28 protein-coding genes are annotated in these 24,729 nt (G+C 61.0%); 8 read left to right on the top strand and 20 right to left on the bottom strand.

Features of this window, described 5'->3' with window-relative positions; all coding sequences use genetic code 11:
• Positions 1 to 4 precede the first annotated feature (4 nt).
• The 8 genes from B9A95_RS00710 to B9A95_RS00675 form a co-directional block, all read right to left on the bottom strand.
• On the bottom strand, positions 5 to 271 hold the full coding sequence (locus B9A95_RS00710) for a hypothetical protein (RefSeq protein WP_084045053.1): 267 nt from the start codon (positions 269 to 271) through the stop codon (positions 5 to 7).
• A complete protein-coding gene (locus B9A95_RS00705) occupies positions 268 to 780 on the bottom strand; it encodes a hypothetical protein (protein WP_139806326.1) in 513 nt (170 codons plus the stop codon). The genes B9A95_RS00710 and B9A95_RS00705 overlap by 4 nt, the downstream gene beginning before the upstream one ends.
• Complete coding sequence (locus tag B9A95_RS00700; RefSeq protein WP_084045051.1) at positions 765 to 1,073, bottom strand: hypothetical protein; 309 nt, start codon at positions 1,071 to 1,073, stop codon at positions 765 to 767. Before B9A95_RS00700 ends, B9A95_RS00705 begins: the two co-directional genes overlap by 16 nt.
• An 18-nt stretch (positions 1,074 to 1,091) precedes the next feature.
• Complete coding sequence (locus B9A95_RS00695; protein WP_084045050.1) at positions 1,092 to 2,291, bottom strand: hypothetical protein; 1,200 nt, start codon at positions 2,289 to 2,291, stop codon at positions 1,092 to 1,094.
• 13 nt (positions 2,292 to 2,304) lie between these two features.
• A complete protein-coding gene (locus tag B9A95_RS00690; RefSeq protein WP_139806325.1) occupies positions 2,305 to 3,372 on the bottom strand; it encodes a hypothetical protein in 1,068 nt (355 codons plus the stop codon).
• Positions 3,369 to 5,810, bottom strand: a complete 2,442-nt coding sequence (locus B9A95_RS00685; RefSeq protein WP_139806324.1) for a VirB4 family type IV secretion system protein — start codon at positions 5,808 to 5,810, stop codon at positions 3,369 to 3,371. Before B9A95_RS00685 ends, B9A95_RS00690 begins: the two co-directional genes overlap by 4 nt.
• Before the next feature lie 64 nt (positions 5,811 to 5,874).
• Entirely contained in the window at positions 5,875 to 6,336 is a 462-nt protein-coding gene (locus B9A95_RS00680) for a hypothetical protein (RefSeq protein WP_084045047.1), read from the bottom strand.
• Positions 6,336 to 6,698 carry a hypothetical protein gene (locus B9A95_RS00675; protein ID WP_084045046.1) on the bottom strand — a complete coding sequence of 121 codons (363 nt, stop codon included), beginning with the start codon at positions 6,696 to 6,698 and terminating at the stop codon, positions 6,336 to 6,338. Before B9A95_RS00675 ends, B9A95_RS00680 begins: the two co-directional genes overlap by 1 nt.
• A gap of 413 nt (positions 6,699 to 7,111) precedes the next feature.
• Between B9A95_RS00675 and B9A95_RS33055 the strand changes: the two genes are divergently transcribed.
• Both B9A95_RS33055 and B9A95_RS00665 read left to right on the top strand, forming a co-directional pair.
• Complete coding sequence (locus B9A95_RS33055) at positions 7,112 to 8,974, top strand: hypothetical protein (protein WP_084045045.1); 1,863 nt, start codon at positions 7,112 to 7,114, stop codon at positions 8,972 to 8,974.
• Position 8,975: 1 nt separating this feature from the next.
• Positions 8,976 to 9,275, top strand: a complete 300-nt coding sequence (locus B9A95_RS00665) for a hypothetical protein (protein ID WP_084045044.1) — start codon at positions 8,976 to 8,978, stop codon at positions 9,273 to 9,275.
• Positions 9,276 to 9,354: 79 nt separating this feature from the next.
• Here the strand turns inward: B9A95_RS00665 and B9A95_RS34375 are convergent.
• A protein-coding gene (locus tag B9A95_RS34375; protein ID WP_425429899.1) for an IS630 family transposase occupies positions 9,355 to 10,364 on the bottom strand; the annotation gives its coding sequence in 2 pieces (ribosomal slippage) (positions 9,355 to 9,890 and positions 9,890 to 10,364; 1,011 coding nt in all).
• 108 nt (positions 10,365 to 10,472) lie between these two features.
• Between B9A95_RS34375 and B9A95_RS34910 the strand changes: the two genes are divergently transcribed.
• A complete protein-coding gene (locus B9A95_RS34910; protein WP_245808070.1) occupies positions 10,473 to 10,664 on the top strand; it encodes a hypothetical protein in 192 nt (63 codons plus the stop codon).
• A 229-nt stretch (positions 10,665 to 10,893) separates the two neighbouring features.
• Positions 10,894 to 11,280 (top strand): transposase family protein, encoded by a 387-nt coding sequence (locus tag B9A95_RS00650; RefSeq protein ID WP_245808069.1) that lies wholly within the window; start codon positions 10,894 to 10,896, stop codon positions 11,278 to 11,280.
• Positions 11,281 to 11,464: 184 nt separating this feature from the next.
• Here the strand turns inward: B9A95_RS00650 and B9A95_RS00645 are convergent, their stop codons facing one another.
• Positions 11,465 to 12,385 carry a LysR family transcriptional regulator gene (locus B9A95_RS00645; protein WP_084045042.1) on the bottom strand — a complete coding sequence of 307 codons (921 nt, stop codon included), beginning with the start codon at positions 12,383 to 12,385 and terminating at the stop codon, positions 11,465 to 11,467.
• 149 nt (positions 12,386 to 12,534) lie between these two features.
• Here B9A95_RS00645 and B9A95_RS00640 point away from each other — a divergent pair, with 149 nt between their 5' ends.
• Entirely contained in the window at positions 12,535 to 12,993 is a 459-nt protein-coding gene (locus tag B9A95_RS00640) for a DUF3291 domain-containing protein (RefSeq protein WP_084045041.1), read from the top strand.
• 48 nt (positions 12,994 to 13,041) lie between these two features.
• On the opposite strand, the gene B9A95_RS00635 is transcribed toward B9A95_RS00640, so the two are convergent.
• The 8 genes from B9A95_RS00635 to B9A95_RS00600 all read right to left on the bottom strand — a co-directional run bounded on the left by B9A95_RS00635 (position 13,042) and on the right by B9A95_RS00600 (position 20,937).
• Positions 13,042 to 13,830: a transposase family protein gene (locus B9A95_RS00635; RefSeq protein WP_245808068.1), complete on the bottom strand. Its 789-nt coding sequence runs from the start codon at positions 13,828 to 13,830 to the stop codon at positions 13,042 to 13,044.
• 220 nt (positions 13,831 to 14,050) lie between these two features.
• Positions 14,051 to 14,338: a hypothetical protein gene (locus B9A95_RS00630; protein ID WP_139806321.1), complete on the bottom strand. Its 288-nt coding sequence runs from the start codon at positions 14,336 to 14,338 to the stop codon at positions 14,051 to 14,053.
• 99 nt (positions 14,339 to 14,437) lie between these two features.
• Positions 14,438 to 15,535: an alpha/beta hydrolase gene (locus tag B9A95_RS00625; RefSeq protein ID WP_084045038.1), complete on the bottom strand. Its 1,098-nt coding sequence runs from the start codon at positions 15,533 to 15,535 to the stop codon at positions 14,438 to 14,440.
• 115 nt (positions 15,536 to 15,650) lie between these two features.
• On the bottom strand, positions 15,651 to 16,793 hold the full coding sequence (locus B9A95_RS00620; RefSeq protein WP_212648208.1) for an NADP-dependent oxidoreductase: 1,143 nt from the start codon (positions 16,791 to 16,793) through the stop codon (positions 15,651 to 15,653).
• Positions 16,794 to 16,825: 32 nt separating this feature from the next.
• Positions 16,826 to 17,758 carry a VOC family protein gene (locus B9A95_RS00615; protein WP_084045037.1) on the bottom strand — a complete coding sequence of 311 codons (933 nt, stop codon included), beginning with the start codon at positions 17,756 to 17,758 and terminating at the stop codon, positions 16,826 to 16,828.
• Positions 17,759 to 17,787: 29 nt separating this feature from the next.
• Positions 17,788 to 18,219: a DoxX family protein gene (locus tag B9A95_RS00610; protein WP_084045036.1), complete on the bottom strand. Its 432-nt coding sequence runs from the start codon at positions 18,217 to 18,219 to the stop codon at positions 17,788 to 17,790.
• A gap of 836 nt (positions 18,220 to 19,055) precedes the next feature.
• Positions 19,056 to 19,964, bottom strand: a complete 909-nt coding sequence (locus tag B9A95_RS00605) for a VOC family protein (RefSeq protein WP_170928344.1) — start codon at positions 19,962 to 19,964, stop codon at positions 19,056 to 19,058.
• A gap of 37 nt (positions 19,965 to 20,001) precedes the next feature.
• On the bottom strand, positions 20,002 to 20,937 hold the full coding sequence (locus tag B9A95_RS00600; protein ID WP_084045034.1) for a VOC family protein: 936 nt from the start codon (positions 20,935 to 20,937) through the stop codon (positions 20,002 to 20,004).
• Between the two features lie 391 nt (positions 20,938 to 21,328).
• Between B9A95_RS00600 and B9A95_RS00595 the strand changes: the two genes are divergently transcribed.
• The 3 genes from B9A95_RS00595 to B9A95_RS33050 all read left to right on the top strand — a co-directional run bounded on the left by B9A95_RS00595 (position 21,329) and on the right by B9A95_RS33050 (position 22,552).
• Positions 21,329 to 21,703, top strand: coding sequence for a DoxX family protein (locus B9A95_RS00595; protein ID WP_084045033.1), 375 nt, complete (start codon positions 21,329 to 21,331; stop codon positions 21,701 to 21,703).
• 256 nt (positions 21,704 to 21,959) lie between these two features.
• Positions 21,960 to 22,262 carry a hypothetical protein gene (locus B9A95_RS00590; RefSeq protein ID WP_084045032.1) on the top strand — a complete coding sequence of 101 codons (303 nt, stop codon included), beginning with the start codon at positions 21,960 to 21,962 and terminating at the stop codon, positions 22,260 to 22,262.
• Between the two features lie 143 nt (positions 22,263 to 22,405).
• Positions 22,406 to 22,552: a hypothetical protein gene (locus B9A95_RS33050; RefSeq protein WP_170928343.1), complete on the top strand. Its 147-nt coding sequence runs from the start codon at positions 22,406 to 22,408 to the stop codon at positions 22,550 to 22,552.
• 325 nt (positions 22,553 to 22,877) lie between these two features.
• Here the strand turns inward: B9A95_RS33050 and B9A95_RS00585 are convergent, their stop codons facing one another.
• A complete protein-coding gene (locus tag B9A95_RS00585) occupies positions 22,878 to 23,612 on the bottom strand; it encodes an MBL fold metallo-hydrolase (RefSeq protein WP_084045031.1) in 735 nt (244 codons plus the stop codon).
• A gap of 318 nt (positions 23,613 to 23,930) precedes the next feature.
• Complete coding sequence (locus B9A95_RS00580; protein ID WP_084045030.1) at positions 23,931 to 24,353, bottom strand: DoxX family protein; 423 nt, start codon at positions 24,351 to 24,353, stop codon at positions 23,931 to 23,933.
• Positions 24,354 to 24,729 lie beyond the last annotated feature (376 nt).

The raw sequence follows: 24,729 nt of genomic DNA, 5'->3' as shown, positions 1-24,729 counted from the left end.
CTCGTTACCGAAGGGGCGTGTCTTTGTTGAGAATGTCCTCCAGCAGCTCATTGGTCAGGCGCTGCTCCTCACGCTGCGAATACTTCAGGTGAAGACTGAGAGAGTAGGCAACGGTGACGAACAGAACGGCTATCCCTTTGGCATCCCAGAACGCAAGGGCAAGGGCAGCAAAGTTCAGGATCGCCAGGAAGATATGGTAGACGTTGAGCTTGAGGCCCGAACGCTTGGCAATCTTCCCGAACATCGTGTTTTCCAAGGTCATATTCGTCATTTCAGCACCTGCTTCAATCGCGTGAAGGCTTCGTATTGGGTAATAAAGTGGGCGGATTTTACACTTTTCTTTAACCAATCTAACAGTTTGTTGATTTCCTGGCTATTCATTCTCCTGATGCTGTTCATCTCAAATTTGCCTAAATCTCTTCCTATCCACCCTTGACCATCAACGATCACTACACCTTCCTTGGAAGGAATTTGCGCCTCGTGAACAGGGACACCTGAAAGGGCCAGGGAAAGGATCGTGCTATCAGGAAGATAATTGTAGTAGGGCACCGTCAAGACTCTAAGATTGGTTTTTCTGATGTAGTCCTGTCGGGTCTGACGTAAGGCATTGGCGAGCGTCTTATCAAAGATGGTTGGTGCGAAAACAAGCACCCGACCCTGGTTTGATTCCAGAATGGCATCAATCATGCTCTGATACTCACCGCTCGCCTGAGCGCCTGCCATTCCTACCAACAGGGGGAGAGAGAAGGTGAGCCTGCGGGCCGTCAGAACCACTGCCACCACTTCTTCTTCCTCCTCTCGGCCTCCTCAAGACTGAGCATGTAGTGAGGCAAGCTTCCTTCCGCAGCGCCATACATCTGGCCTACGATTTCGTAGGATCTGCTCTCTATGGAAGGCTGCTTCTTCAGTTCCTCTACTCCCTCACACACGCCCTCGAAAAACGCCCCAAGAATGGATTCGGAAGGTGCCGATCTGCCACCCGCCTTCGCTTCTTCACCAAACATCCCCTTTCTGATCCCATCCGCCAGGAAGTCCTTCAGGCTCTCCGATCCACTAGGGTCGTCTTTGGGCATTTCCCTCTTCTCCTTTGGTTACTTGCCTTTGATGGTGGCTCCAGCGTACTGGGCGGCACCGCCAAGGATGGTCGTCAGGAACTGAGAAGCCCCAAGGATGAAAGCGATGGCTGCCGCGAAGTAGAAGATGGACAGGACAATTTGAATGATGATGCCTGCAATTCCTGCCATCGCATCCGCGAACACTTTGACCAGAACATTGACGCCAGAGGACAAACCGCCCAGGATGCCACGGAACACTTTCTCTGCAATTCCCGATTTATCCGGGTCAAGGCAGTTCACCATCACGTCCACTTTTTGCCGCGCCGCACATTCCGCCTGTGCCGCCTTAATTTCGGCACTCGCCGTTTGCGACATCTGGGACGCTTGGCCGTTCCCGCTGGTCAACTGGTCAACAATCTGCTCCGTGTAATGCTGAGCAACCTTTGCAGGCTGAATAAATGCCTTGTCAATGGCTGCATACGCCAGGATGGGCATAAACGCGGCAATCATGATCGATCCAAGCGCGGAACCGACACAGCTCCACAGGGGGGTTATCTGCCCCCACATTGTTAGGGCAATCGCCAGAGGAAGCACATACCCAATCGCCAGAATGATGAAGCCGCTAATGGAGATGATGGCGGCATAGAAGACCACAAAGCCGTTCAGGAACATGGCGGCGGACGATATTTTGGCCCCCATCGAACGGATGGCATTGGACCCAACATTTTTCGCCAGTTGGGTCTTCGTGACGGCACCCCCGAGGCCCTTCACGGCGGCTCCAGCGCCCACGGTCGCTACAGCAGAGGCGTTCGCTACGTTGTGCAGCAGGTTCTCGAAGGCCTTGCCGGAGTCGTACACCACGTCATTCAAGGAACCCGCGAACTTCGCATTTGCGCCGTTATACGTTGCGGTCCAGGAGCTGGCGAGGGCTGCGTTAATCGGGCCCACGGCCGAGAGCATCATCGCTACGCCGATGCCCTGCACGATGACTCCCCGCATGCCCGAATTGCTTCCTTTGCCCAGTTCGGCCCAGAGACGAATGAAAAAACCTGCGACGGCGACTCCAGAAGCAGCAGCGTAAACACCGCTGTAGATGCCAGAACCGGCCATCAACTTGTTCATGGTCGCCAACCACTGCACGGGGCTGCCTGCCAGCAAATCGATATTGGCAGCCCAGTCAATCGCGCCCGCCTGACCTGAGAAGGCCAGGAGGATCAGAAGAACAAAGAGTTTCATCGCTCCCTCCTTCCTACTGACCCACAGGAGTCAGGGTGACCTCCTGGTCCTTGATGACGCTCGACAGGTTCGCGTAGGCCCCCTTGATCTCGCCCGCGTACTGACTCGCCAGCAGCTTGTTCTCCAGGGCTTCATTGGCAATCGCTGCGTTGAGTTCGGCCTCATGGCTCATCAGGGCCTCGGTGCGGGCACCGCTCTCCTTCATCAGCTGCATGTTGGTCATGACCTGCTGCTGCACCATCTCGCCGAGCTGGTTCATCAGCGCCACGTTCATGGTCGCTTCCTGGCGCATGGCTTCGCCCGCGAGCTGCACCTGCACCTCGGCCACTTCGCGGGTAGAGAGGGCTGTGCGGGCATCCTTGATGTACCGATCTGTGATGCCTTCCTTGATGCCGGTGCCGATGACGGCGGTGGCATTGTTCATGGCCTGGGCGGTGTTGACCTCCAGGGCCTGCAAGGCTTCGTCCTGCACCTTCTTCGCCTCGTAAGCCTTTTCCAGGCCTGCGGTCGCTTCCATCGAGTCGCGCATCCGGGCCATCTGCTCCGCTGCGGCGAGGACAGGGTTGCTCTTAATGGCGTTGTAGGTCATGCCACCGACCGAACTCGGGTCTTCCCCCTCGTGCAGGCTTTTGCGGCTGTTGAAGGCCATGCCAAAGGACCCGTAGAGCATCTTTCTAAAGTCGGCGTACCCGCCCTCAAGCGCCTTGTTCAGGTTCTCGGTGAAGTTGTTCAGTGCGCCACTCCCGCCACCCGCGTAGCCCAGGAATTTACCTACGTAATCCCCTGCTACGGACCCTGCGAAGCCTTCCCAGTCACCGTTCAGGATGTTCTGGTTGATGTAGCCGTGGATGCTCTGAAGCTGACAGAGCCACTGCATCTTCGCGGCCACATCCTTGTTGTTGAGCTTGATCCCGCCGATCCCCATGTTGGACCCGCCGACGCTACAGGCCTTCTTGAGGATTTCCCCCAGCTCGTTCCAGCCGTTGGCGGCTCCAGCGGCCTCGGCTTTGCCTTGCAGGGAGAACGTCAGCGCGACGATGGCAAACACCGCTGGCCCCCGTCTCAGATGCAGTCTCCTCATATGTGGCTCCCGAATTTGTCTGTGACCAGCTTGCGGACGCCCTCAATGACGTTGCCATTAGCGGCGGCCACATAGCGGTCTTTCTCGGCAACCTCCTGGTTGCCACTGTTGAACACCCAGAGGGCGAGCTTGCTTTCCTGCACCTGAATGATGTCCCCAATCTTCTCGTTGCTGTTCAGCTCACCGGACTGCTGCACCAACAGGGCAAATTCGGAGTATTGGCCCACCACGTTGTTGAGAGTGGGCAGCAGCTCCGCCATGACTTCGGGGAGGCTCAGGACCCGCACCACGTCCTTCGCCACGTCCTTCGAGTACCGCCCGATGAACAGGTGCGAGAAGCTGTCCCGGAGGTCCCCAAAGTATTGGCTGGCCGTTGCGGACTGCGTGCCCATGCCAAAGCTCACCCCGAATGAACGGAAGACGCGCAACATCCGCTTTACGGCATCCAGCTCATCGTCGGTCTGCACCTGGTTCTCGAACTCATCAAAGAAAATGAACTTCTTGACACCACGGGGATAGTTCTTGGCAGTCGTCCACACGACGTTTTTGATGATGTGCTGGCTAATGCGCTTCATCAGCTCGTCGTCCTCGGGAATGCCGTACAGGCTCAGGTAGATCCTCCTCGCGGTGAGCTTCTTGTTGGACTGGCAATCCACGAAAGGAGCAACAGGGCTGGCTCCCAGGGCTTTGCGGAGGCGGACAGCCACACTGCGCGCCGCCTCGATTACGCGCGGCTCCATCTGCCTGCCGCTATCGGTGTAGTTCTCAATCACCGTCAGCATCCGGTAGAGGTCGCTCATCTGGGGGGCGCGCTGCTCGTTCTTGAACTGAACGTAGATCGCCATGATGCCTTCGGTGATCGCCACGTCCTCGTAGCCCTTGTCGCGCAGGTCCCGCGGCGGCTCGACGAAGATCCGAATGAAGGTCATCAGGGAGGCCAGCTTCTCGCCGTCGGGCGCGTCGGCCCCTTCCTCCAGGTCGAACACGTTCAGGCGGGTGTCGGACCCATATCCAAAGGTGATGATCTCCGCGTCCTGAATAGAGCGGAAGAAGTAGCCGAAGTCCTGTTTGGCGTCTGTCACGATCACGGCAGCGTCGGGGTACTTCGCCAGCTCAGCGTTGAGCAGCGACTGCACGAGAACCGTCTTACCGGAGCCGGTGGGCGCGAAAACACAGAAATGCGCGGTTACGGTGTTCTTGGTGAACAGATCGAAGCGGATCAGGGACTTGTCACGGTTCTGGTAGGTGATCGCGCCTTCCTCGAAGCCTTTCCAGGGGGAGACAGGAGGGAAGAGGTCAATGACGTTGTTGGTGTAGGGCTTGAACTCGAACCCGCTGCGGCCCCCGCCGAAGGGGAGCAGCGCGAGGTACTGCGCGTTGGCCTGAAAACCGTAGGTGATTGGCATTCCCCCACGCAGGCGGGTCATGTTGCCGCGCGCCTTGCGCTTCATCGTCTCCAACTCCTGGGCCGTCTGCGCGACGAGGACCACCGATACAGCCGCGTCAAACCGGCTTTCCAGACCTTCGAGCCGTTGGGCCAGCTCGATCTGATCGAGCAGGTTGACGGCCTTGCCGTTGGGAATTACGCCAGGGGATTTGACGCGGGTCCACAGGTCGTTCTTCTTCTTCTCCAGCTCGTTGCTCACGTCGTAGTCGTTCTCACGGGTGGCCTGCACCACCACGTAATAGGTGCCGTGCAGCTCGTCCGTGATCTCTTTGAGGTAGCCCGTCTCCGTGTACTCCGGCAGGCGGCTGAGGCTGAGCACGTCCACGAACCGGTCACCCACGATGAAGTGCTTGGAGTGCAGGTTGTTCCCGGCTGCCGTGGTGAGCTGGCGAATCAAGCTCTGCTGGTCGGGCACGCCGCGCCTCATGCTGTAAATCTCCCGCTCCCCCTGGGGAACGAACTCGGGCGCTTCGGGCCAACTGGGGTTGAGGTAAAAGAAGGCCTCGGTAAACACGTCCTGCCCCGTCATCGCTTCTGCCCGGAAGCCGGAAGCACGCATCTGGGCCACCGTCGCCGCCTGGAGTGCCAGGGCGTTGTTCACGGCAGCGTCCAGCTCGGTGCTGCTGGGCGGCGCGTCCTTGCTAAAGCGGTCCTCGGGGGGAGGCGTGACCGTCACCGTGGCGAAAAACCGCCAGTGCGACACTTCCCCACGGGCAATCTTCGACTCCAGCAGGGCCGCGCGAGCGTGCGTGAGTTCTTTGATGACGGGATCAGGGCAGCTGTTCGCATGACTCCGCGTATCCGCGACATCACCCTCATGGGCGGTCCGCAGACTCGTATACGTGGTCAGCGTTTCCCCATCAGGAACGGCCAGATCAAATACCGCCTTGAGGCGGCTGTTCCGCTTTTGTAGGTTATCGCTCGTAAAATGGATGTGGGTGGGCGGCTCAAAGTAAAACCCGTACATGAGCCGCCCGTCTTTGAGAACCATAATGTTGTTATGGATATCCCAGTAGGGAAGCACCTGAGAAAAAGGAAGCTTCCCATTGCTGGGGCTAGCCTTGGATTTGCTTCCCCGTTTTCCGAACACGTTGTCTCCTCACGTTCTGCCGGACCGTTTGCTTCACGGTCTTCTCGATCTTTGGCATAGAGTGGCCGATCACCATGTCTTTGGTGACGATCAGTGGAACCGGATCAGGGTCCACATCCGCGGTGTAGTAGTCAATCCCATTGAACCACCAGTTAAAGCAGTATTCGGGAAACTTCGGATAAGGCGCGAGCCTTTTCTTGATGGCAAAATTGATGGTCCAGGCGAGAAGGACGGTCACAATCAGGAGGCCAATCCGTAGGGGCGGAAGCGTCGTGATCCGGCTGCCAATCTGCCCGGCCAGATAGAAGGCCATGCCGACGGCGATCAGGTCTGAAGCATCGAGGTAAGAGATGAAGCCAACGCGCCCCGTCGTCATGCAGCAGGCATGGCGCAGGGGGTTGTTGGCTTTCTCTTGAGGGGAGGTCATTAGCAGCCGCCAGCACCGAAGACGGCAGTAGCAATGGTGCCCGCCGACAGAATGACGATGGCCCCAATGGCACCGTTCTTGAGGCCCTGGAAGGCGTTGCCTTCACCCATCAGCTTGTTCCAGCCGAAGACCAGAACGATGACCACACCGGCTGCGCCGAGGAGTTCGGTGGCCTTGAGCTGCTCTGCGAATTTGCAGACCAGGCTGGTGATGCCGCTGAGGTCAATGCCTTCAGCAAAAGCAGCGGAGGCCAGGGCCAGGCACGCCACCATGATGGCGACATTGACGACCCGCTCCTGCACGGCTCCCTGAAAACGTCGTGTGAAGTGGGTGTCGCCCGCCGCCGCAATCCTCATCGTCATATACACTACCTCCAGAAAAGAACGTGACTTTCATAGTCACGACCAGAACATTAGCACGATAAATTTGGCATGGTAGGCTAATCAGCATGACAGATGTAGTCAGTAAGCCGGGAGGGCCACCTGGAGAAATTAGCGCTCCCACGCCATCTCTGGGGGCGAGGCAAGGCACCTGGGAGGGGGTGCTTGCAAAATATGAAGGACGCCTGAACGCCGCAGGGTTCTCGACGGAAGACGTGCCCGACCCACAGGACAGCGAGTTCCCTTCCTTCCTCGCCCAGGTCCAGGTGGCTGACCCCGTGCTGGCTGCCGATCTATCCAGGTCACTCAGGCGACTCAAGGATTACGGCTCTCTTCCTTCAGGCCGCAGCTCCAGGCGCAGAGATCGGAACCGCAGGATTAAACAGAGCGCCCTCATGCGCGAAGAGAACGGCGTCTTCGTCTTCGACAAGAAAAAGGCCCCCATGTATGGGCTGCTGACCCTTGGCCTGATTCTCGGACCACTGATGTACTTCCTCGCTCAACCTGAATTGAAGAACACGGATATCTCGCTGGGGAGCAAAGAAGAAGAGAAGCAAGCTGCGGCCAAAGTCCAGATCAAGAAGCCCGGTGAAGTGAGTGCAGAAGCTTCAGCCGGAGAAGCAACAGGCAAGCCCGGCGCGAAAAAGGCGACTGATCCCCTGGCGAACATTCCGACCGCGAGTGCTGGCGCAATCCAGTCAGCTCGGGAAGGTGCAGCGGAAGGGGCCACGCCCACCCCTGCTTCCAAGACAGAAGCCACACCCGCTGAGGCCCTCAAGGACTTCGGGAAGAAAGCCGCTGAGAAAGGCAACGGCGCAGCGGCAAACGCAGGCCTCCTCGCGCAGCGCCTCGCCACCAAGCCCGAACAACCCACAGCGCCGCCCGTCAGCGCCTCTGACACCTCCAGCCCGGCTCCTGTGGCCTCTCCTCCACGGCAGGCACCCGAGCCGAACGTGTGGGAACCCGTGCGTCAGACCAGCAGTGAGCGGTTCGGGAACTCAATCCCCATGTCCGCGCCCGCCCCGGAGCCTGAACCTACGGCCTGGTCGCCTCCACCCCCGCCGCCCGCACCTGTCACGCCCCCAGCTCCTCCTGCTCCCGTCACCCCACCCGCTCCCCAGCCTGTGGCCGCTCCAGCGCCCACCATGACAGCGTTCAGCACCCCCGCGCCGCAAGCCCGGCCCGCGCAACCTGTTCAGATGGCCCGTGCTGTTCAGCCGCCTGCACCTGCGCGGGTAGCTCCTCCCAAACCAACCCCTAAGCCCGCCGCGGTTGCCAAGCCGAAAGCAGCGAAGACAACGGCCGTGAACGCCTTCAGCAGCGTACCCAAAAATCAACAGGGAGAGGGACAGGCCTTCGGCTCCTCGATTCCCATCCAGCAGGCCACACCTACAGCCGCCTTCGGTTCTTCGGTTCCCATACAGCAGTCCGCTCCAGATCGGCCCGTCACGAGCGGCCTGATCTACGAGCGGGAGAAACCACCCACTCCACCCGTCGCTGAGAACAATGGAACCCCTGCACAAACCCCTGTGGCGAGTACACCCAGCGCGGGCACGCCGGACACGGCCATGCTCGCAGCAGCCTCTGGTCAGTTTGGAGGAGGGTCCGCCATTCCTGCTCCTCCAGCGGCAGCGGGCAATACCCTTCCGGCAGAAACACCCTTCGGCAGCACGGCCACCACCGAGGCCTCGAAGATCGGGGAGACTGGTCCCTTTAAGCCCTTGCAGCAAGTGCCTGGGCATCTCATCACCGCGATCAACACCCTCACGGGCGGCACAGTGCCTGTGGTGGTCGTGACCCGTGATGGTGGGTCGTTCGTCGGCGTGGGGACGATCAATGGGCAACTGGCGCGCGTGGATATGGTGTTCCGCCGTTACATCGACGCGAAAGGCAAGGTCTACGCCGTGGACGCCCTGGCCTACAGCGTTGAGGGGGCAAACCTGACGCAAGGCGTGGCGGCATCCATTGAGCCGGTCGCCCCGACACTGGCGATTGACGCCGCGCAGAACGGCGTGAGTGCGCTTCAGGAAGCCCTGATGGCCGCTCTCAATGCCAAGGGACAGTCTGGAACCAAGATTGCCGTAGGAGACGGCGCAACCATCAGCAGTGACGCGCTGCCGCCCCTGTGGCAAATCCTGGCGGGTGGAGTAGGCAGCACGTTCACCATGCCCAAGAACACGCAGTCCATCAGCCGGGTCGCCAAGGTCCGCAGCAACACCACCATGACGGTGATCGTGGGCCTCGGCGGGGAGATGTAAGGTGCCGATTCCGACGCTCTCCCTCGGGTATGACGGCATGGTGGCTGTACTTCTGGTCTGGTTCGTGATTGCACTCATCGCGGGTCTTTACGGCGCTTATGCCCTCGTTCGCTTCAACAAGCTTCTTCCCCCCTGCATCATCATCTGCACCTGCATGACCGTTGGGGCCTTTCTTTACTTCCCCTCGTACCTTTTGAAAAGCACACTCGTGGCCGTGCCCTATATGCTCTCGCTGTTTGTCTCTGTGTTCCTTGTCCTCAAGAGCATTTCTCAAAGGCTCCTCGGCGTCAGCAAAATTTAGAGACGACAAATGTTTAGGAAGTGGGAGGAGACGAATCTCCTCCCACTTCTTCGGCTCTATTATTGATCTCGGCTGAAGTTTAGGACGGAAGGTAGCTGTGGAGGAGGCGAGCAGGGAGTCGGACATACCGGACGCGCGCCCATCCAACCTTGAGGCGCGCCTTCAATTCCTTCAGTGTCCGTGCACAGAAGTTCCCCAGGACGTTGCGCTTGACATAGGCCCACACCAGTTCAATGGGATTGAGTTCCGGAGCGTACGGCGGGAGATATTGCAGAGACAGCCGTGCTTCACCTGTCGCGAAGGCCGTGACGGCCTTCGATTTGTGGATGCCGGCGTTGTCGAGGACGACCACGACCTCTCCTGGAACGTGCGTCAACACGTGCTGCAGGAAGCGAATCACGTCCGGACTCTTGAACGCGCCGTGTTGCGTGTGTTGCAGGAACTGGCCGGCAGTGGTGAGTGCACCGATAGTCGACACCTTGTCCCAGCTGGCTTTGCCATACACCACGGGCGTGTGGCCGCGCAGCGCCCAGGTGTGCTTCACCGTGCCTTTCAGGCTGAACCCCACCTCATCCAGGAAGACCAGGGTCGCTCCCGCCGTTACTTTTTTTTGATCTCGGGCAGGACGGTCTGAATCCAGGTGGCCACCGCTTCGGGATTCTGTTCCAGCGCGCGTTGATCGGGCTTCTGGCGGGAGAAGCCCAACTGGTGCAGGATTCTCCGCACGTGGTCGCGATGATGCCAGATGTCGAAGTGACGACCGATGACCTCCCGGACGCGCGGGGTCGTCCAGCTCGCGTCGGGGAAGCCATGCACCTGTGCGCCTTCGTTGAGCAGTCGCTTCAGGGTCTCTCGCTGCTCTCCGGAGAGTGCTGGCACTCTCCCCGTGGTGATGGTGGCCTGCAGTGCACCTGGACCCTGGTGCCGCAGGAGGTGCCTCCAGGTGCGCAGAGTACTCATGGAGACACCCAGAAGCTCCGCGAGTTCCTTGCTGCTGTATTGCCCAGTTTCGAGCAGCTTGAGGAAGTGCAGTCGACGTTCTTCAAGTTGAGCTCGCGTCAGGCGAGAGGGCAGCCAACGGTCCGTCATCCACCCATTCTAACGTCCGCAACTTCAGCCGGTATCAATAGACCTCTTGCGAAAGTCGTGGGCTAAGGTGGCAGCGTGGAGCGAGACCGTCTGACACGTACGCTAAGGATGAATCGCAAGCCATTTCGTCGACGCACCGGGGTCTACCCGGAGGCCTTTGCCGAGACGGAAGAGGTGCTGAGGCGACGCGAAGGACGGAAAAAGAAGTCTGGCCGCCCCGCCGCGCTCAGCGTGGCGGAACAACTGCTCAGTCACGCTGGAGTTCTGGCGCGAGTACCGGACCTTCGCGCACTTGGGTGACGACTGGGGCGTGCATGAGCATGGCGTGCACCGCACAGTGGAACGCGTAGAAGCGGCGCTGATCGAAAGTGCGCGGTTCCAGATGCCCAAGAAACGCGTGCTTCAGGAGGCGCAGCCCGTGTACAGCATCGCCCGCGGTTGATGCCTCCGAAGTGCCCTGTGAACGGTCCAAAAAAAGCAGCACGCTTGGTACAGCGGGAAGAAAAAGCGCCACACCCTGAAGTTTCAGTTGCTGATCTGCACCGTGACACAACGCATCCTCAGCACCACCACGAGCGCTGGTAGGGTTCATGACCTGAAGCTGTTGGGTCAGTCAGGCGTCCGTTTTCCTCACCAAACGGCGCTCATTGGAGACGCGGGGTATCAGGGTTTGTGGAGAAGCCACAGGCACGCCATCACCACCCACAAGGCGACGCTCGCGTCGCCTCTATCCACGGAGCAGCGCCAGGAGAACCGTGTCCTGGCGCATACCCGGCAGGGCACCCTACATGTGATCCGTCGCATGAAGATCTTCCCTGTGTTGAAGGGCGTGTACCGACATAGGCGGCGTCGCTTTGCCCTTCGAGTTCAGCTCATCGCGGTGCTGTGCAACCGCACCCAGGCCTGCCAATCATGACTTTCGCAAGAGGTCTATTCATCGCGGCGTAAGTTCGCACTGGTTCTGCCCGTCTTGAGTCATGAGGAACGTGGCCAGCACACGGAACGTCCCACCGTGATTCATACCGATTTATGCCGAGATCAAGAATAAAGCCAACTGCGAAATTCGCAATGACTCCACGATCAACTTTAAACATCCCTCTTCAGGACGATTTGAGCTGGAGAGGGGTGGGCATGGTGGCCGCAGCCTTGTGTGCCTGCATGGCTTTGAGAAACGCCCGAATATGAGGCAAGCCTGCTCGGCCGGGCTTGACGGCTACGCCGATAGAGCGGTACAGCGGATTGGGAAGTGGCAGGGCCACCAGTCCGCTCCGCAGGGGAAGGGTGGCCAGGCGGGGCATCACGGTCAGGCCCAGCCCGTGTTCCACCATGGAGAAGATGACGTCGTCATCCGCGACTTCTAGGGTGCTGTACTTCTGGCCCAGGTGTGCCGAGAGATGCGCCCGAAGAGCGGTGTAGCAATTGGAATTGGGGGGCAGGAGCAGGGGCTGTTCGCGCAGCTCCGACCACTGCATATGACGCTTGCCACGCTGGATGGGAAAGACGGCCCAGTACTCATCGTCGAGGAGGGGCCAGGTCAGCAAATCGTTCGACTCGGTCAGCTGAATCAATCCCACATCCACCTGACCTTCCCGAATGAAGCGCTGCCCGCTCTCACCGTCCAACTCGGCGTCCACGACTCTGACTTCGAGTAGGGGATGAGCAGAACGCAGGAAGCTCAGGATGGGGGCCAGCAGGTGGATGCCCAAGCTCCGGTATGTGGCGACGCTGAGCGTTCCCGTCAGCTGCAGGGCGGCCATATCCTTGACGGCGCGCTCGAGGTCGTCCGCTGCTCCCAGGGCCGTCCGCGCGTAGCTCAGGGCAACGTCGCCCGCATCTGTCAACTGAATACCACTTGGCGTACGGCGAAAGACAGGAGTGCCGAGGGTGCGTTCTAGCCCCTTTACCGCTTCGCTGATGGTGCTTTGCGACATGTTCAGCTCAGCGGCGGCCGCTCCAAACCCGCCAGTCTCAGCTGTCGCCACAAACATGCGGAGCTGAGCCAGGGTCAGGCGAGGATTCATAACCCCACTATAAAGAACGCGGCGTCCAGTCCAATCGGAAAAGACAGGACAAAGGGCAAGGCCATCGGTAGATCCGATCGACGCAAGCATGGAGAACAAGGAGACTGATAGGGGAGTGACACAAGCTCTACGAGAAGGAGGCCTATCCCATGCATCTCGCGCAGGTTAACGTTGCCAAGCTTCACTTCCCATTGGATGCCCCTGAAATCGCTGAGTTTAAAGCGGGACTAGACCCGGTAAATGGACTGGCGGACGCTGCTCCTGGGTTCGTCTGGCGATTGAAAGACGATGCGGGGAATGCCACCGAGGTGGTTTTCGACACCGACCCGTTGCTGATCGTCAATCTCAGCGTCTGGGAGGGGCTCAGCGCCCTCCGGGCCTTTTCCTATTCGGGCTTGCATTTGGACTTTCTGAAACGGCGGCGTGAGTGGTTTCAGCGCTATGCCTCCCCCCACCTCGCCTTGTGGTGGGTGCCTGCGAACAGTACGCCTACCGTAGAAGATGCCCGGGAGCGGCTTGCTCACCTTCACGCCCACGGTCCCACTCCATATGCCTTTACCTTCGCGCATGGGTTTGACCCGGATAGTTCCCGTACGGCGCTGCGATGAACGTCGTGGCTCGTCTTTCAACACGCCTGATTAGGCCTCTTGCGAAAGTCATGATGCGCAGGCTCGGGTGAGATTGCATAGCGCCGCGATGAGCTGAACCCGGAGCGCAACCCGACACCGATGTCGGCACACGCCCTTCAATATGCGGAAGATCTTCATGCGACGAATCACATGCGGTGTGGCCTGCCGGGTATAGGCCAGCACACGGTTCTCCTGGCGCTGCTCAGCAGACAGAGGCGACGCGAGCGTCGCCTTATGGGTGGTGATGGCGTGCGTGTGGCTTCTCCACAAGCCCTGATCCCCAGCATCTCCGAGAATCACCGTTTGGTCAGGAAAACGGACGCCTAACGGACGCAACAGCTTCGGGTCATGAACCGCCCCTGCGCTCGTGGCGGTGCTCAGGATGCGCTGCGTCACGGTGCAGATCAGCAGCTGAAATTTCAGGGTGTGCCGCTTTTTCTTGTCGCTTACCAAGCGCGCTGCTTTTTTGGGTCGTTCACAAGCCACTTCAGCAGCATCGACCGCGACGATGCTGTACACGAGCTGCGCTTCCTGAAACACGCGCTTCTTGGGCAGCTGGAACCGCGCATTTGCGATCAAGGCCGCTTCCACGCGTTCCACCGTGGTTTCGTGCACGCCCCAGTCGTCACCCAGGTGCGCGAAGGTCCGGTACTCGCGCCAGAACTCCAGTGTCCTCAGCAATTGTTCCGCCACGCTGAGCGCGGCGGGACGGCCCGACTTCTTCTTCCGTCCTTCGCGGTGCGTCAACACCTCTTCCATCTCGGCGAAGGTTTCTGGGCAGGCCCCGGTGCGTCGACGAAACTGCTTGCGGTTCATCTTCCGCATGCGTGCCAGACGGTCTCGCTCCACCCTGCCACCTTAGCCCACGACTTTCGTAAGAGGTCTATTGATAACGGCAGAAGTCTGCATAACTGAAGGGAGCCGAGGCGCTTTTCAGGAGATGGCCTGACGGTGGGGAAGAGTGATCCCCTCAACCCGAACCTGAGCCGAGAAAGGATCTTCTCGAAGCGCAAGCTCAACAGACAGGTGGGGGGAGTTACGCCGCTTCCTGGATGAGGCGGCGCACGTACGCCCTGGGAAAGCGCACGCGGTCCCGCAGGCGGTAAGTGCTGATCGAGGCAGCGAGCACCACCTCTCCGGGATGCATGGTGACCAGCTGAGCCGCTTCCCGCACGGAAATGCCCAGAAGGCGCGAGCCGTCATACGCGCGCAGGAACTCAGGAACGGGGTACCCGTAGTCTCCGTATCCGGCGCGGGTGACCGACAACGACAGACACGCCGGAAGGATCCCAAACCTAGGTACAGTGAAGGAGTCCAGCAACACGGCGGCGAATGGAAGCGGGCTCCTCGTGAGGTGTGGCTGACCGGCCGAGAGGGGCCAACTGCACCGGCTGGTGCAGTTGGCCCCTCAGTGACTTCAGGTTCACACGCCAGTCTTCAGGTACTTGCGCTGCTCCGTCACCACCTGCTGCATGGCGGGGGCCGCGTCTCGACTGAAGTACGGGAAGCTGATGAAGGCGTGGGGCATCGCCGGGTAGTCGCGCACCACAACCGGGACGCCCGAGGCACGTAGGGCCTCCGCATACCGGGTGCCGTCGTCACGCAGCGCGTCGTGTCCAGCCATCAGAATCAACGCGGGGGGAAGGCCTGCGTGACTCGGTGCCAGGAGTGGAGAGAGCCGCCAATCGGTTCTGTCTGTGCCTTCGGGGATGTAGAACCGTTCGAACGCTTTCCGATCAGCAGCATTCAGAATGATCTGATCCACATTCTTGCGGCGCGACTCTGAATCGTGGGCCATATCGGTGGCCGGATAGATCAGTGCCTGATGGTGAATGGTTGGACCCCCCTGCTCCTTGGCGAGGAGAGCAAGAACCGCAGCGAGGTTCCCGCCCGCACTCTCTCCCATGACGCCGAGCCGGTCTGAAGCCCCAAGGGAGGCGCTGTTGCTTGCGCACCAGGTCAGGGCATCGAAGCAGTCTTCCACTGCCGCTGGGAAAGGATGGGCGGGCGCCAGCCGGTAGTCCACGGAAACCACCACCGCGTCGAGGTCCGCAGCGACCGTGCTGCTCATCCAGTCCGCCATATCCAGGCTCCCCTGGGCCCAGCCACCTCCGTGAATGGAAAGCACGAGCGGTCTGGCTGCGCCGGAAGAGCGCTCTGGGGTGTAGATGCGGATGGGAATAGGCCCTGCACGTCCAGGAATCGTCCGGTCTTCGTGCTGAACCCCACGACGAGGCCAGCCGGTGATCAGCCGGAAAAGCGGTCCGGACTGCTGCGCACTCGACCTCTGAATCATTTCCTCGGCGGTGATTTCGGAAATGGAGGGACCAGGAGCCTTTTTGAGCAAGGCGTCCAGGATCTTCGTTCTCGGATCGAGGGGGACAGGGGTGCCAACTGGAAGTGACGGGGCACTTCGGCGGGCGTGACGGTACGCCAGGGCACCCAGGAGGACCAGCGCGCCCACCTGGATCAGGCGCGTGGACATTCTCGCTTCTTGACGGGGCGGAAGAAACTGCTTCATGGGACTCCTGACAGAATGGAGATCGGGTGGAGTCCTGGCGCTTCGGGCAAGTCGAGCCTGGTGGGTTGGACCGTTCCAACCCACCAGACCTTGAGTGTCAGGACAGTGCTTTGTCTTAGAGGGTGACGACGAGCTTCCCGCCCGCTCCACCAGTGGCGAGGCGTCCCAGGCCCTCCGCTGCCCGCTCCAGGGGCAGCACGTCGGAAACAACCACCTGGAGCTTGCCAGCAGCGGCCTGCTCAGCCAGCGGGGCCAGCACTTCCCGGACGGGCATGGCCATCACGGAACCACCAGTCAGTCCAGCGGCGCTCAGGGTGGCTTCGTCAGGCACGGCGGCCACACCGGAAACCTTGCCGCCCTGGCGCACGGCACCCAAGGGCACGGCGGAGGGGTCCATGCCGTGCAGGTTGATGAGGGCGTCCACTCCGTCCGGGTAAAGGGCCCGCACCTGGTCGGCCACCGGGCCAGCCGTGTGGTCCACGACCTGGGTTGCGCCCAGGTCTTTCAGGCGAGCAGTGTCGCGCGCCTTCCCTGTCGCAACCACTTTGACGCCGCGGGCAGCGAGCAGCTGCACGACGAAGGAGCCCACCCCACCGGAAGCGCCGTTCACGAGCACGGTCTGTCCAGGCTGCGGGTGGATGGCGTCAATCACCTGGACGGCGGACGCGCCGGCCAGGGGCAGGGCAGCAGCGGTGGTGAAGTCCAGCCCAGCAGGCTTCTTGGTGACGGCGGCAGCGGGGAGCAGTGCGTACTCGGCGAGCGTGCCGGCGGAAATGGGCGGGGCGAGCAGCACGTGGCCCAGCACTTCATCGCCCACCTTGACGTGGTCCACGCCTTCACCGACGGCCTCGACCACACCGGCAGCGTCCCGGCCGATCACCGTAGGGTACTGGTAGGGCAGGCCCCAATGGGCGAGCATGCCGGCAGCGACAGCGTTGTCGATGGGGTTCAGACCAGCCGCCTTGACCCGGATCAGGACGGTGCCTTCGGTGGGCACGGGGGTAGGCACGTCGGAGAGCTGGGGTTGTTCGCCGGCGGCGGGGACGTTCAGGGCGCGCATGGTCTGTTTCTTTTGGGTCACGGGCGAAGGGGTGACGGTGGCGGGAACGGGCGTTGCTGAAGCGGTGGAAGGGGCTTCGGCAGGGACGGGCGTTGCGGGAGCGGTCGAAGGGGAGTCCGCAGCCGCGCGGCGGCGGTTGAGGAACAAGGCGGCGCCGGCAGCGGCAGCAACGAGGAGTGCGAAAGTCAATCTGGACATGGGATCTCCTAGATAGGGAAGAAGGGCGAGGTTTACGAGCTTGTGAGGGCCGCGAGGGCACTCTCGGCGGTGGACGGCGCGGCGCGGAGCAGCACCCGGTTGCCCGAGGGGTCGTGCGTGACGTGGCCTGCGGCTTCCTCACGTACTGCGATCCCCGCAGCGTTGAGCCGGCCCGTGACGGCGGCGAGTTCCGCCTCACTCGACAGCTCAATGGTGTAGTGGTGCAGGCCTTGTGCACCCTGAAGCGGCTTGCGACCGCCCTGGCTGTGCCAAGTGTTGTTGCCCACATGATGGTGGTACCCGCCCGCTCCGGCAAATACCGCGCCCATGTCGTCGAAGCCGATGTCGAAGCCCATGACCGCCTCGTAGAAGGCCCGGGTCGCCCTGGGGTCGCTCATCTTGAGGTGAACGTGTCCCATGCGTGTGCCGATCGGTGCGCCCGTCCAGCCCGCACCCTCCGGCGCGAGGGTGCCGAGCAGGTCCTGGATGTCGATGCCCTTTCTCACAGCAGCGTCCGCGGTGAACTTGCCGTCCTTGAAGGGCCACTGCTCCTGCGGCCAGTCCACGTAAATCTCGATGCCGTTGCCCTCAGGATCGTCGAAGTAGAACGCTTCGTGCGTGAGGTGGTCGGACTGTCCGAGTTGCAACCCGAGTGCGGAGGCATGTTGCAGCCAGCGGGCGAGGTCGGGTCGGGTGGGAAAGGCGATCGCCAGGTGATACAGGCCCGTGGCGTTCACAGGAGGCAGAGGCGCACCAGGAGCGTGACGCAGGGTCACCAGGGGGTGTCCGTCCGCCGTACCCAGCACCGCGCGCGCCGCGTCACGGGCGAGCAGGGTCAGGCCCAGAACTTGGGTGTAGAACTGTACGGTGCGGTCCATCTGACGGACGGTCAGGGCGACTTCGCCGAGGGTGAGCTTCGGGTCGATGGGCGTGACGCGGGCGGGTTGCTGGACGGACTGGGTCATGTCAGGTTTCCTCGATGTTCTGGACGGGCTTAGCGGGACTGGATAGGGGCCTTGCGGGTGCGGCCCCAGGCCACGACGCCAGCGAGGGCGGCCAGGATCAGGTTCATAGGGACCATCATGGCTTCGCCGCGGCTGACGTGGAACGCGGCGGCGAGGACGAGTACGGCCACCAGGCCGAGGGCCGCCAGGGGCGTGAGGTTGGGGCGGATACGGGTGGCAGCGGGCAGGATCAGACCCAGTGCACCGGCGAACTCCGCGAGACCGATAAAGCGTACGAGGGCGGCGGGGACGTCGTTGACCCAGGGCAGGCTCTGGGCGACCTGGGTGAGGGGCATGGCGAGCTTCATCAGGCCGGTCATCAGGAAGGCGGCGGCGAGGAGGACTTGCAGGACCCAGAGGGTGATGTTGAGGGCTTTGCTGGAACGGACGGGGGTGCTGGCCTGGCTGTTGATCGTGGTCATGGTGGTCTCCTGAAGCAGATGAATGGGAGCGAGGGATTAAACGGTATAGAGGTGACTGGTGAGGCCCCAGAGGTGATTGGTGACTGGGCCCTCAGGCGTGGAGGTCACATCAAAGTCTTCTGTTCTTGGACTTCGGGCCGTAGGTTGCAGGGGAGTCGTGGGAGGAAGAATCAGAGAAGCTCCTTGTTGATATGCTAAGTGGTGTAACACCTATTAGGCTTCACTTAAGAGAGGCCTTAGTGGCCCCCCTTCGGTTGCCTGCTGCTTATGTCCCATATATTAGATGTTGCAACATAGAAATGCAAGGGGGTGTCTGCTTCAGGTCAAGGAGTATCCAGAGGAGGTGGTCGCCAGGAATCGTGCTCTACCGTCCCATGTGGCATAGAGATTCGCGGGACGGAGTACGTGGGCATCGCTCCCCCCTTATTAAATAACATCTGGTGTTACGACACCATCTTCCGATTCAGGTGAGGCCTGAGGGTACCGACTCCCGCCTTTTGGAGGACCATCCGTGGAGATCTGAAGCGGCACCAAGCGCGCCTTCCAGGGAAGGCACAGTGCTCACCTGACGAAGCGGGTCTCGACGCTTTAAGGAGGCTTCGCCGTCGCGTTCATCCGGGAAAAGAGGTTCGCGAAGCGCGTCAAGGGATCAAGTGCAAAACACACGGACACCGTACGGTGTCCGTGTGCCGACAAGAACTGAATGGGGCCTCCAGGGTCTCCTCTTCCTCTAACCTTCTGGCGGACCTTGCCCTCCCCCTTCATACGTTGTGCAGGGAAGGCAGACTTCACGTTCTTCTGAAGTGGGATCAGACGGGTGCCCGATCTTGCCCCAATTAAGCGGTCAGAAGGACTTTGTTGCCGGCGGGGTCTGCAATCAGGAATCCATCGGCCTGCTCCTGGGCGGAGGGCACCGTTTGCAGGGCCGCCTTCAGGCGCTCCTGGGTGTCGAACCGGATGGTGTAGTACCGGAGTCCGGCGGTGCCGATCGGTGCCTGCGGCCGACCGCGGGTCTGCCCGGCATTGACTGCGATGCGGTGTCCAAAGGCGCCCCCGGCACCGAGGTCGGCCATGCCGTACTGGGGCAGATACATATTGTCCAGAAAGCCCAGGCCTTTGTAGAACCGGTGGGCCGCCTCCACGTCCGACACATACAGATGCACGTGCCCCACCTTCGTACCGTCAGCCAGGGGCTGGGTCAAGTCGTGGTCAGGCAAAGCCTTCAGTACCGCCTCCACATCCAAGGCGGCCGATGCGGCGCGCACGGTGCCGTCGGTATCGATGGCGACCGGGCCCCGGGGACCGAACTCCAGGCGGGCCATGCGCTCGGGCGTTTCCAGCGTGACTTCCACGGTGATCCCGTCCGGGTCCTCCATGTAGAGGGCTTTGGACATCGTATGGTCCGTGGGCGAGATGGGGTAGCGCTTGGTGATGAGGCGGGCCAACACCCGGGCGAACTCCACTTCATTGGAAGGGTGTATGGCGAGGTGATAGATGCCGCTGTAACCGTTCTTGAAGGGCGTCTTGGCGGTGGCGTGCAGGACAACCAACGTGGTGCTTGCAGTGCCCAACTCGGCTGAGTCGGCGGTCGCGCTGCGCACTTGCAGGCCGATATATGACCGCCAGAATTCCACAGAGCGTTGCAGGTTCGTGACGTCGAGGTGAACGGCGCCGAAGGTGGCAAATTCTTGTCCTGTGAGCTTCTGAGCCTTGTCAGAAGGGATGGCAGTGCTGTTCGTGGTCATGGTGTGCTCCCGGAGGAAGTGAAGGATACTGGAGAGGTCAGGCGGTGCGGAGACGGACGGTGATGCCCCAGGGGTCATTGGCAACGGGGCCTTCGGGCGTGGCCGTCACCTCAAAGCCTTCCGTTTGCAGGCTCTGCACGGTCTGCTCCAACGTGGTTTGATCGGGGAGGATCAGGTCCCAGGTGAGCAGGCGGGCATCGTTCTCGCCGGAGGGGGGGCTACCGGCAGCCCAGGTGTTCAGGCCGATGTGGTGGTGGTAGCCACCGGCGCCGACGAAGAGGCCCGAGGGGGCGATAAAGGACCAGGTGACTTTGGGGAAGCCCAGCCCAGCGTGGTAGAAGCGCTCACCTTCGGCGATGTCACCGATGTAGAAGTGCATGTGGCCGATGGTGGTGCCGTTGGGAAGGCCCGTCCAGGGGCTATCGCCAGCTGAGATTTTCAGGGCTTCCAGGTCGAGGGGATCGCCGCGACCAACGATCTCTCCACCCTCGGTGACTTGCCAATCCTCGCGGGGGCGGTCACGGTACACCTCGATGCTGATGCCGTCAGGGTCCTTGAGGTACGTCGCTTCACTGTAGTGGTGGTCGCCGCTTCCAACGTGCACGCCGAGGTCCAGCGCGTTGCGGACAAAGCGGGCGAGGTCGTCACGGGTCGGGAGCAGCAGGGCGAAGTGGTAAATGCCGAGCCGGCCGCGGTGAGGAGCGTACTTCACGCCCGGCTTTTCGCGCAGCTCCAGAAAGATCTCACCGTCGGGTGTACCGAGGCGGGCGCGGCGCTGGCCATCCACTTCGCTTTGCTCGTGAAGGGTGAGGCCGATGACGCGGGTGTAGTAGTCGACGGACGCGTCGAGGTTGTTGATCTGGAGAGTCACGGTGCTGAGCCGGACAGTACCGGGGAGGGTGTGGTGCGGGGGATTGGCACCGATACGGTCGGCGGAAAGTTGTAGGTAGGGGATTGTGGCGGGAAGAATCATGGGAACTCCTTACAGCGCGTCTAGGTGGTGTGACATCTACAGGGCGGTAACCCAGGCTGTGTTTTGGCCCTTGTGGCCGACTACGTGCTTCCTATGCCACCTATATTAGATGTTGGAACATAGAAAAGCAAGAGGGAATTCCATGCGCCTCCCCAGAGGCGACCACCATAATAGAAAAGCCGTGGCAGGCCTGCTCGTGGTGATAATGCGGTTCCAGGGCGGTAATAAGCCACTGTGAGTGTTGGGGGATGCCTCAGGGATCCCAGACATGCCGCTTTGTCGATCCTTGCTGCCCGCCCTCCAAAGTGGATAAGAAGAGTGGATTGACAAGAGGTGTTACAACTTATAACTTGAATGCAGTAACGAGCCATCATCCAACAAGGAGTCTTCGATGCACATCGCCCTCTGGGTCCTGCAGGCCCTCCTCGCCCTCGTCTTCCTCGGAGCAGGCCTCAACAAACTTGCCAGACCCAAACCTGCTGTAGTGCCACCCGCTATGGGATGGATCAACGATTTCGACGCCAACTCCATCCGCTTGATCGGTCTCGCCGAGGTCCTTGGAGGTCTGGGCCTCCTCCTTCCCGCTGCCTTAGGCATCCTGCCGTGGCTCACCCCAATTGCCGCCCTCGCCCTGGCCGTGCTGATGCTCGGCGCCGCGAACGTCCACGTCAAACGGCGTGAAGCCGCCGCACCAACGCTCGTGCTCGCCATCCTGGCTCTCCTGGTGTTTATCGGCCGTTTCTGGATCGCTCCCTTCTCCTCCTGACCCGCGCAGAGCCTAAGGTTGTGGGTTCCGGCGTTCTCCCCCTGGAGCAGGCGACGGAAGGGCTGGGACCAAGCCCGTCACCCTCAGTCACTCAGACGGACGCTTCCAGGGCTCGGAGACAGGCGCCGTCTTTTCTCGTCCCAGCCAGCTCAGAAGATCATCATGTCCTCGTCCGTTAAGCCCGCCTTTCCCAGAAGTGTCCCGCACTTCAGTACCAGGGTGAAGTTGTGAATGGAACGTCCCCAGAAAGACGGACGTGACTTGGCGAAACGGGCGACTCTACCTGGTGTTGTTCGTCACCTTCATGCTCGCGGGTGCCTCTACGACTACGGGCATTCCCCTTCACGAATGGCTGGGCCTCGTGATTTTCGCGCCGCTGTTCTTCCACGTGATCTGGCGCTGGAAATGGGTGGTGCGTGTGTTCAAGCCGTCCAACCGCAAACGCCCCGGGCAGACGACCTTTGCCAAGTGGTTCAACCTGGCCCTGTTTTTCACGATGCTTCCGATCGGTGGATCTGGTCTGATGATCAGCGGAGCGCTGCTCCCCCTGCTGAGTTGAACCGTCGTTCCCAACAACTTCTGGTTGAGCGTGCACAAGGCGTCAGCCACCCTGACGATCCTCCTTATCGGCGTGCACCTGGCCGTACATTGGTAGCGGATTGCCCAACGCCTCAGGCCGGACCTCACCAGGGAAGCCACCTGATGAACGGCAGGAATCCTGAACTGATCCTGCTGTTCGCGAGGCTGGTGACCACACTGCTGATCTTGGGACTGGGCCACCTGCCACTGGCAGATGCAAGTCGCGCCGTGCTGACAACGCGAGAAGGGCACGCTGGAATGGAACCGTAAGGACAGTTGAGTCTGGCCAGGCCTCTCTTTCTCACCGCCGCTTCAGGTGGATTGACCCTCCTGGTCTTGAAGGGGTGGAACGGCTTGACCCAAAGCAAACGCCGCTCAAGCAGGGTGAGGACGCGCGGTTGTGACCCGTCCTTGGCCTTCCAGGCTCACCGCTGGAGTCAATGTGGTCTATATGGTGACAGGCCTGCCACACTCTCCTATGCCTCTACAGTCAAGAAGACCCAGGCGTCTGGTCCTGCCGTTGATTGATCTCCCACGAGGACGGCCAGCCCAGGGGAGTTGGGCTGACCGTCCTTGAGCCGTCTGAGCTCAGGTCCTAGCTGTTCGCCTCTGCTGCCACCCGCACGAGTTGCGCCGCGGCATCTTCCAATACCAGTCCACCGTGGTAGGTCAGCACCGCCCTCGCCGACTCTTGGGCCAGTTTCTGCACGCTCCTGTGCGCTTCGCCCATGTCCGGCGTCATGCGTGCCGCTGGTCCGTTCAGCTGCCCGCCAGCACTGGTCATCGCATCTCCGGTGATCAATACGCCGTCCTGCTGAACATACAAGCTCAGGTGGCCCACCGTATGCCCAGGAGTGGCGATGACCTTCACGCCGCCGGCAAGGTCAAGCACCTCGTCATCGTGCAGCACTTGAGTGACGTGGGCCTTCGGTGGGTTGGCGAAAACGGCCTGCATTTCAGGAGGCATACTGGCGATCATTTCCGGGGAAGGCTGCTTCTGACCCGGTTTCTCCCCCTGGATGTACGGCACCTCGGTCTCCAGGGCCAGCACTTCAGCGCCCGTGGCCGCGACGATGGCCGGCAGGGAGCCGATGTGGTCGAGATCGTGATGCGTCACGATAATCCGCTTCACATCGGTCCAGCTGAGGCTCAAGGTTTGCAGCGCTGCCTGGAACAGGCCTTCCATCCCTGGAATCCCGGTGTCCACCAGCGTGGCCCCATGGGTCTCGTCCAGGATCAGGGCTGGAAAGATGGTGGTCGGCGTGCCCATCATGACCGCATCGATGGGCAGGGCGTAAACGTGTTCACTCACCTTGATTGGCTCGGCCATGGGCAGAGGCTACCACCGGCTCCCCCAATCCCTGACACCCGTACGCCAATTCGGCAAACTTGTCACGGCGCGCAGGCGAAGGTTCTGCGTGGAGGGTGCCATAGGGTATTGCGTGGGTAGCCGAAAAAGTTTCAGGAAGGCGAAGAGAAGGCCACGCGGGATTGAGCTGCGTGAGGGGAACCACGGGTATATCGCTCACGTTTTCCATTCCTGGGAAACGGGAAACGTCCCCCATCTTCAAGCTTCTGAAAAGTGGGGGACGTTTCCGGTCAGAGGTAGCAGCGGGAACGTGCTCTTGTTCTCCTGCTCCTGACGGGCTTAGCGGGACTGGATAGGGGCCTTGCGGGTGCGGCCCCAGGCCACGACGCCAGCGAGGGCGGCCAGGATCAGGTTCATGGGCACCATCATGGCTTCGCCGCGGCTGACGTGGAACGCAGCGGCGAGGACGAGTACGGCCACCAGGCCGAGGGCCGCCAGGGGCGTGAGGTTGGGCCGGATGCGGGTGGCCGCGGGCAGGATCAGACCCAGGGCACCAGCGAACTCCGCGAGGCCGATGAAGCGCACGAGAGCGGCGGGGACGTCGTTGACCCAGGGCAGGCTCTGGGCGACCTGGGTGAGGGGCATGGCGAGCTTCATCAGGCCGGTCATCAGGAAGGCGGCGGCGAGGAGGACTTGCAGGACCCAGAGGGTGATGTTGAGGGCCTTGCTGGAACGGACGGGGGTGCTGTTGATCGTGGTCATGGTGGTCTCCTGGGTGAGGTCGTGGGTGGGACAATGGTAGAGAATGTGGCGGAATTTACCTGTGATGCTCGTAGGTGGTGTAACACATATATAGCAGAAGTTTAGTATGCGAGGCTATGGTCAAGCTTCTGGGTGGTGCTACACCTGCTCCTCGTGGAGTCATGGCGTCCTCCAATACGGCGGAGGGCGCTCATGTCCTACATATTAGGTGTCCAAACATTAAAATGCAAGGGGGTGGCAGAGGGGTGATAAGCGGTGAGTGTCCAGTAAGCATAAAGAGTGCGCCAACCGTAACCCCCTGATTCTTACGTGAGAGAGCAAGCGAGATTGAATAATTGGGAAGAGGCGTTCGGCCAAATTCGTGTTCTGTAGGGGG

Source organism: Deinococcus hopiensis KR-140, from assembly GCF_900176165.1.
Classification (GTDB): domain Bacteria; phylum Deinococcota; class Deinococci; order Deinococcales; family Deinococcaceae; genus Deinococcus; species Deinococcus hopiensis.
This window is presented reverse-complemented; position numbering and strand designations above follow the sequence as displayed.

Excerpts from the sequence above, each read along its gene's own strand:
- B9A95_RS00710 (WP_084045053.1), bottom strand. The coding sequence starts at position 271 with ATGACGAATATGACCTTGGAAAACACGATGTTCGGGAAGATTGCCAAG.
- B9A95_RS00700 (WP_084045051.1), bottom strand. The coding sequence starts at position 1,073 with ATGCCCAAAGACGACCCTAGTGGATCGGAGAGCCTGAAGGACTTCCTG.
- B9A95_RS00695 (WP_084045050.1), bottom strand. The coding sequence starts at position 2,291 with ATGAAACTCTTTGTTCTTCTGATCCTCCTGGCCTTCTCAGGTCAGGCG.
- B9A95_RS00690 (WP_139806325.1), bottom strand. The coding sequence starts at position 3,372 with ATGAGGAGACTGCATCTGAGACGGGGGCCAGCGGTGTTTGCCATCGTC.
- B9A95_RS00685 (WP_139806324.1), bottom strand. The coding sequence starts at position 5,810 with ATGGTTCTCAAAGACGGGCGGCTCATGTACGGGTTTTACTTTGAGCCG.
- B9A95_RS00680 (WP_084045047.1), bottom strand. The coding sequence starts at position 6,336 with ATGACCTCCCCTCAAGAGAAAGCCAACAACCCCCTGCGCCATGCCTGC.
- B9A95_RS00675 (WP_084045046.1), bottom strand. The coding sequence starts at position 6,698 with ATGACGATGAGGATTGCGGCGGCGGGCGACACCCACTTCACACGACGT.
- B9A95_RS33055 (WP_084045045.1), top strand. The coding sequence starts at position 7,112 with ATGCGCGAAGAGAACGGCGTCTTCGTCTTCGACAAGAAAAAGGCCCCC.
- B9A95_RS34910 (WP_245808070.1), top strand. The coding sequence starts at position 10,473 with ATGAATCGCAAGCCATTTCGTCGACGCACCGGGGTCTACCCGGAGGCC.
- B9A95_RS00645 (WP_084045042.1), bottom strand. The coding sequence starts at position 12,385 with ATGAATCCTCGCCTGACCCTGGCTCAGCTCCGCATGTTTGTGGCGACA.
- B9A95_RS00640 (WP_084045041.1), top strand. The coding sequence starts at position 12,535 with ATGCATCTCGCGCAGGTTAACGTTGCCAAGCTTCACTTCCCATTGGAT.
- B9A95_RS00635 (WP_245808068.1), bottom strand. The coding sequence starts at position 13,830 with ATGAACCGCAAGCAGTTTCGTCGACGCACCGGGGCCTGCCCAGAAACC.
- B9A95_RS00625 (WP_084045038.1), bottom strand. The coding sequence starts at position 15,535 with ATGAAGCAGTTTCTTCCGCCCCGTCAAGAAGCGAGAATGTCCACGCGC.
- B9A95_RS00620 (WP_212648208.1), bottom strand. The coding sequence starts at position 16,793 with ATGTCCAGATTGACTTTCGCACTCCTCGTTGCTGCCGCTGCCGGCGCC.
- B9A95_RS00615 (WP_084045037.1), bottom strand. The coding sequence starts at position 17,758 with ATGACCCAGTCCGTCCAGCAACCCGCCCGCGTCACGCCCATCGACCCG.
- B9A95_RS00610 (WP_084045036.1), bottom strand. The coding sequence starts at position 18,219 with ATGACCACGATCAACAGCCAGGCCAGCACCCCCGTCCGTTCCAGCAAA.
- B9A95_RS00605 (WP_170928344.1), bottom strand. The coding sequence starts at position 19,964 with ATGACCACGAACAGCACTGCCATCCCTTCTGACAAGGCTCAGAAGCTC.
- B9A95_RS00600 (WP_084045034.1), bottom strand. The coding sequence starts at position 20,937 with ATGATTCTTCCCGCCACAATCCCCTACCTACAACTTTCCGCCGACCGT.
- B9A95_RS00595 (WP_084045033.1), top strand. The coding sequence starts at position 21,329 with ATGCACATCGCCCTCTGGGTCCTGCAGGCCCTCCTCGCCCTCGTCTTC.
- B9A95_RS33050 (WP_170928343.1), top strand. The coding sequence starts at position 22,406 with ATGAACGGCAGGAATCCTGAACTGATCCTGCTGTTCGCGAGGCTGGTG.
- B9A95_RS00585 (WP_084045031.1), bottom strand. The coding sequence starts at position 23,612 with ATGGCCGAGCCAATCAAGGTGAGTGAACACGTTTACGCCCTGCCCATC.
- B9A95_RS00580 (WP_084045030.1), bottom strand. The coding sequence starts at position 24,353 with ATGACCACGATCAACAGCACCCCCGTCCGTTCCAGCAAGGCCCTCAAC.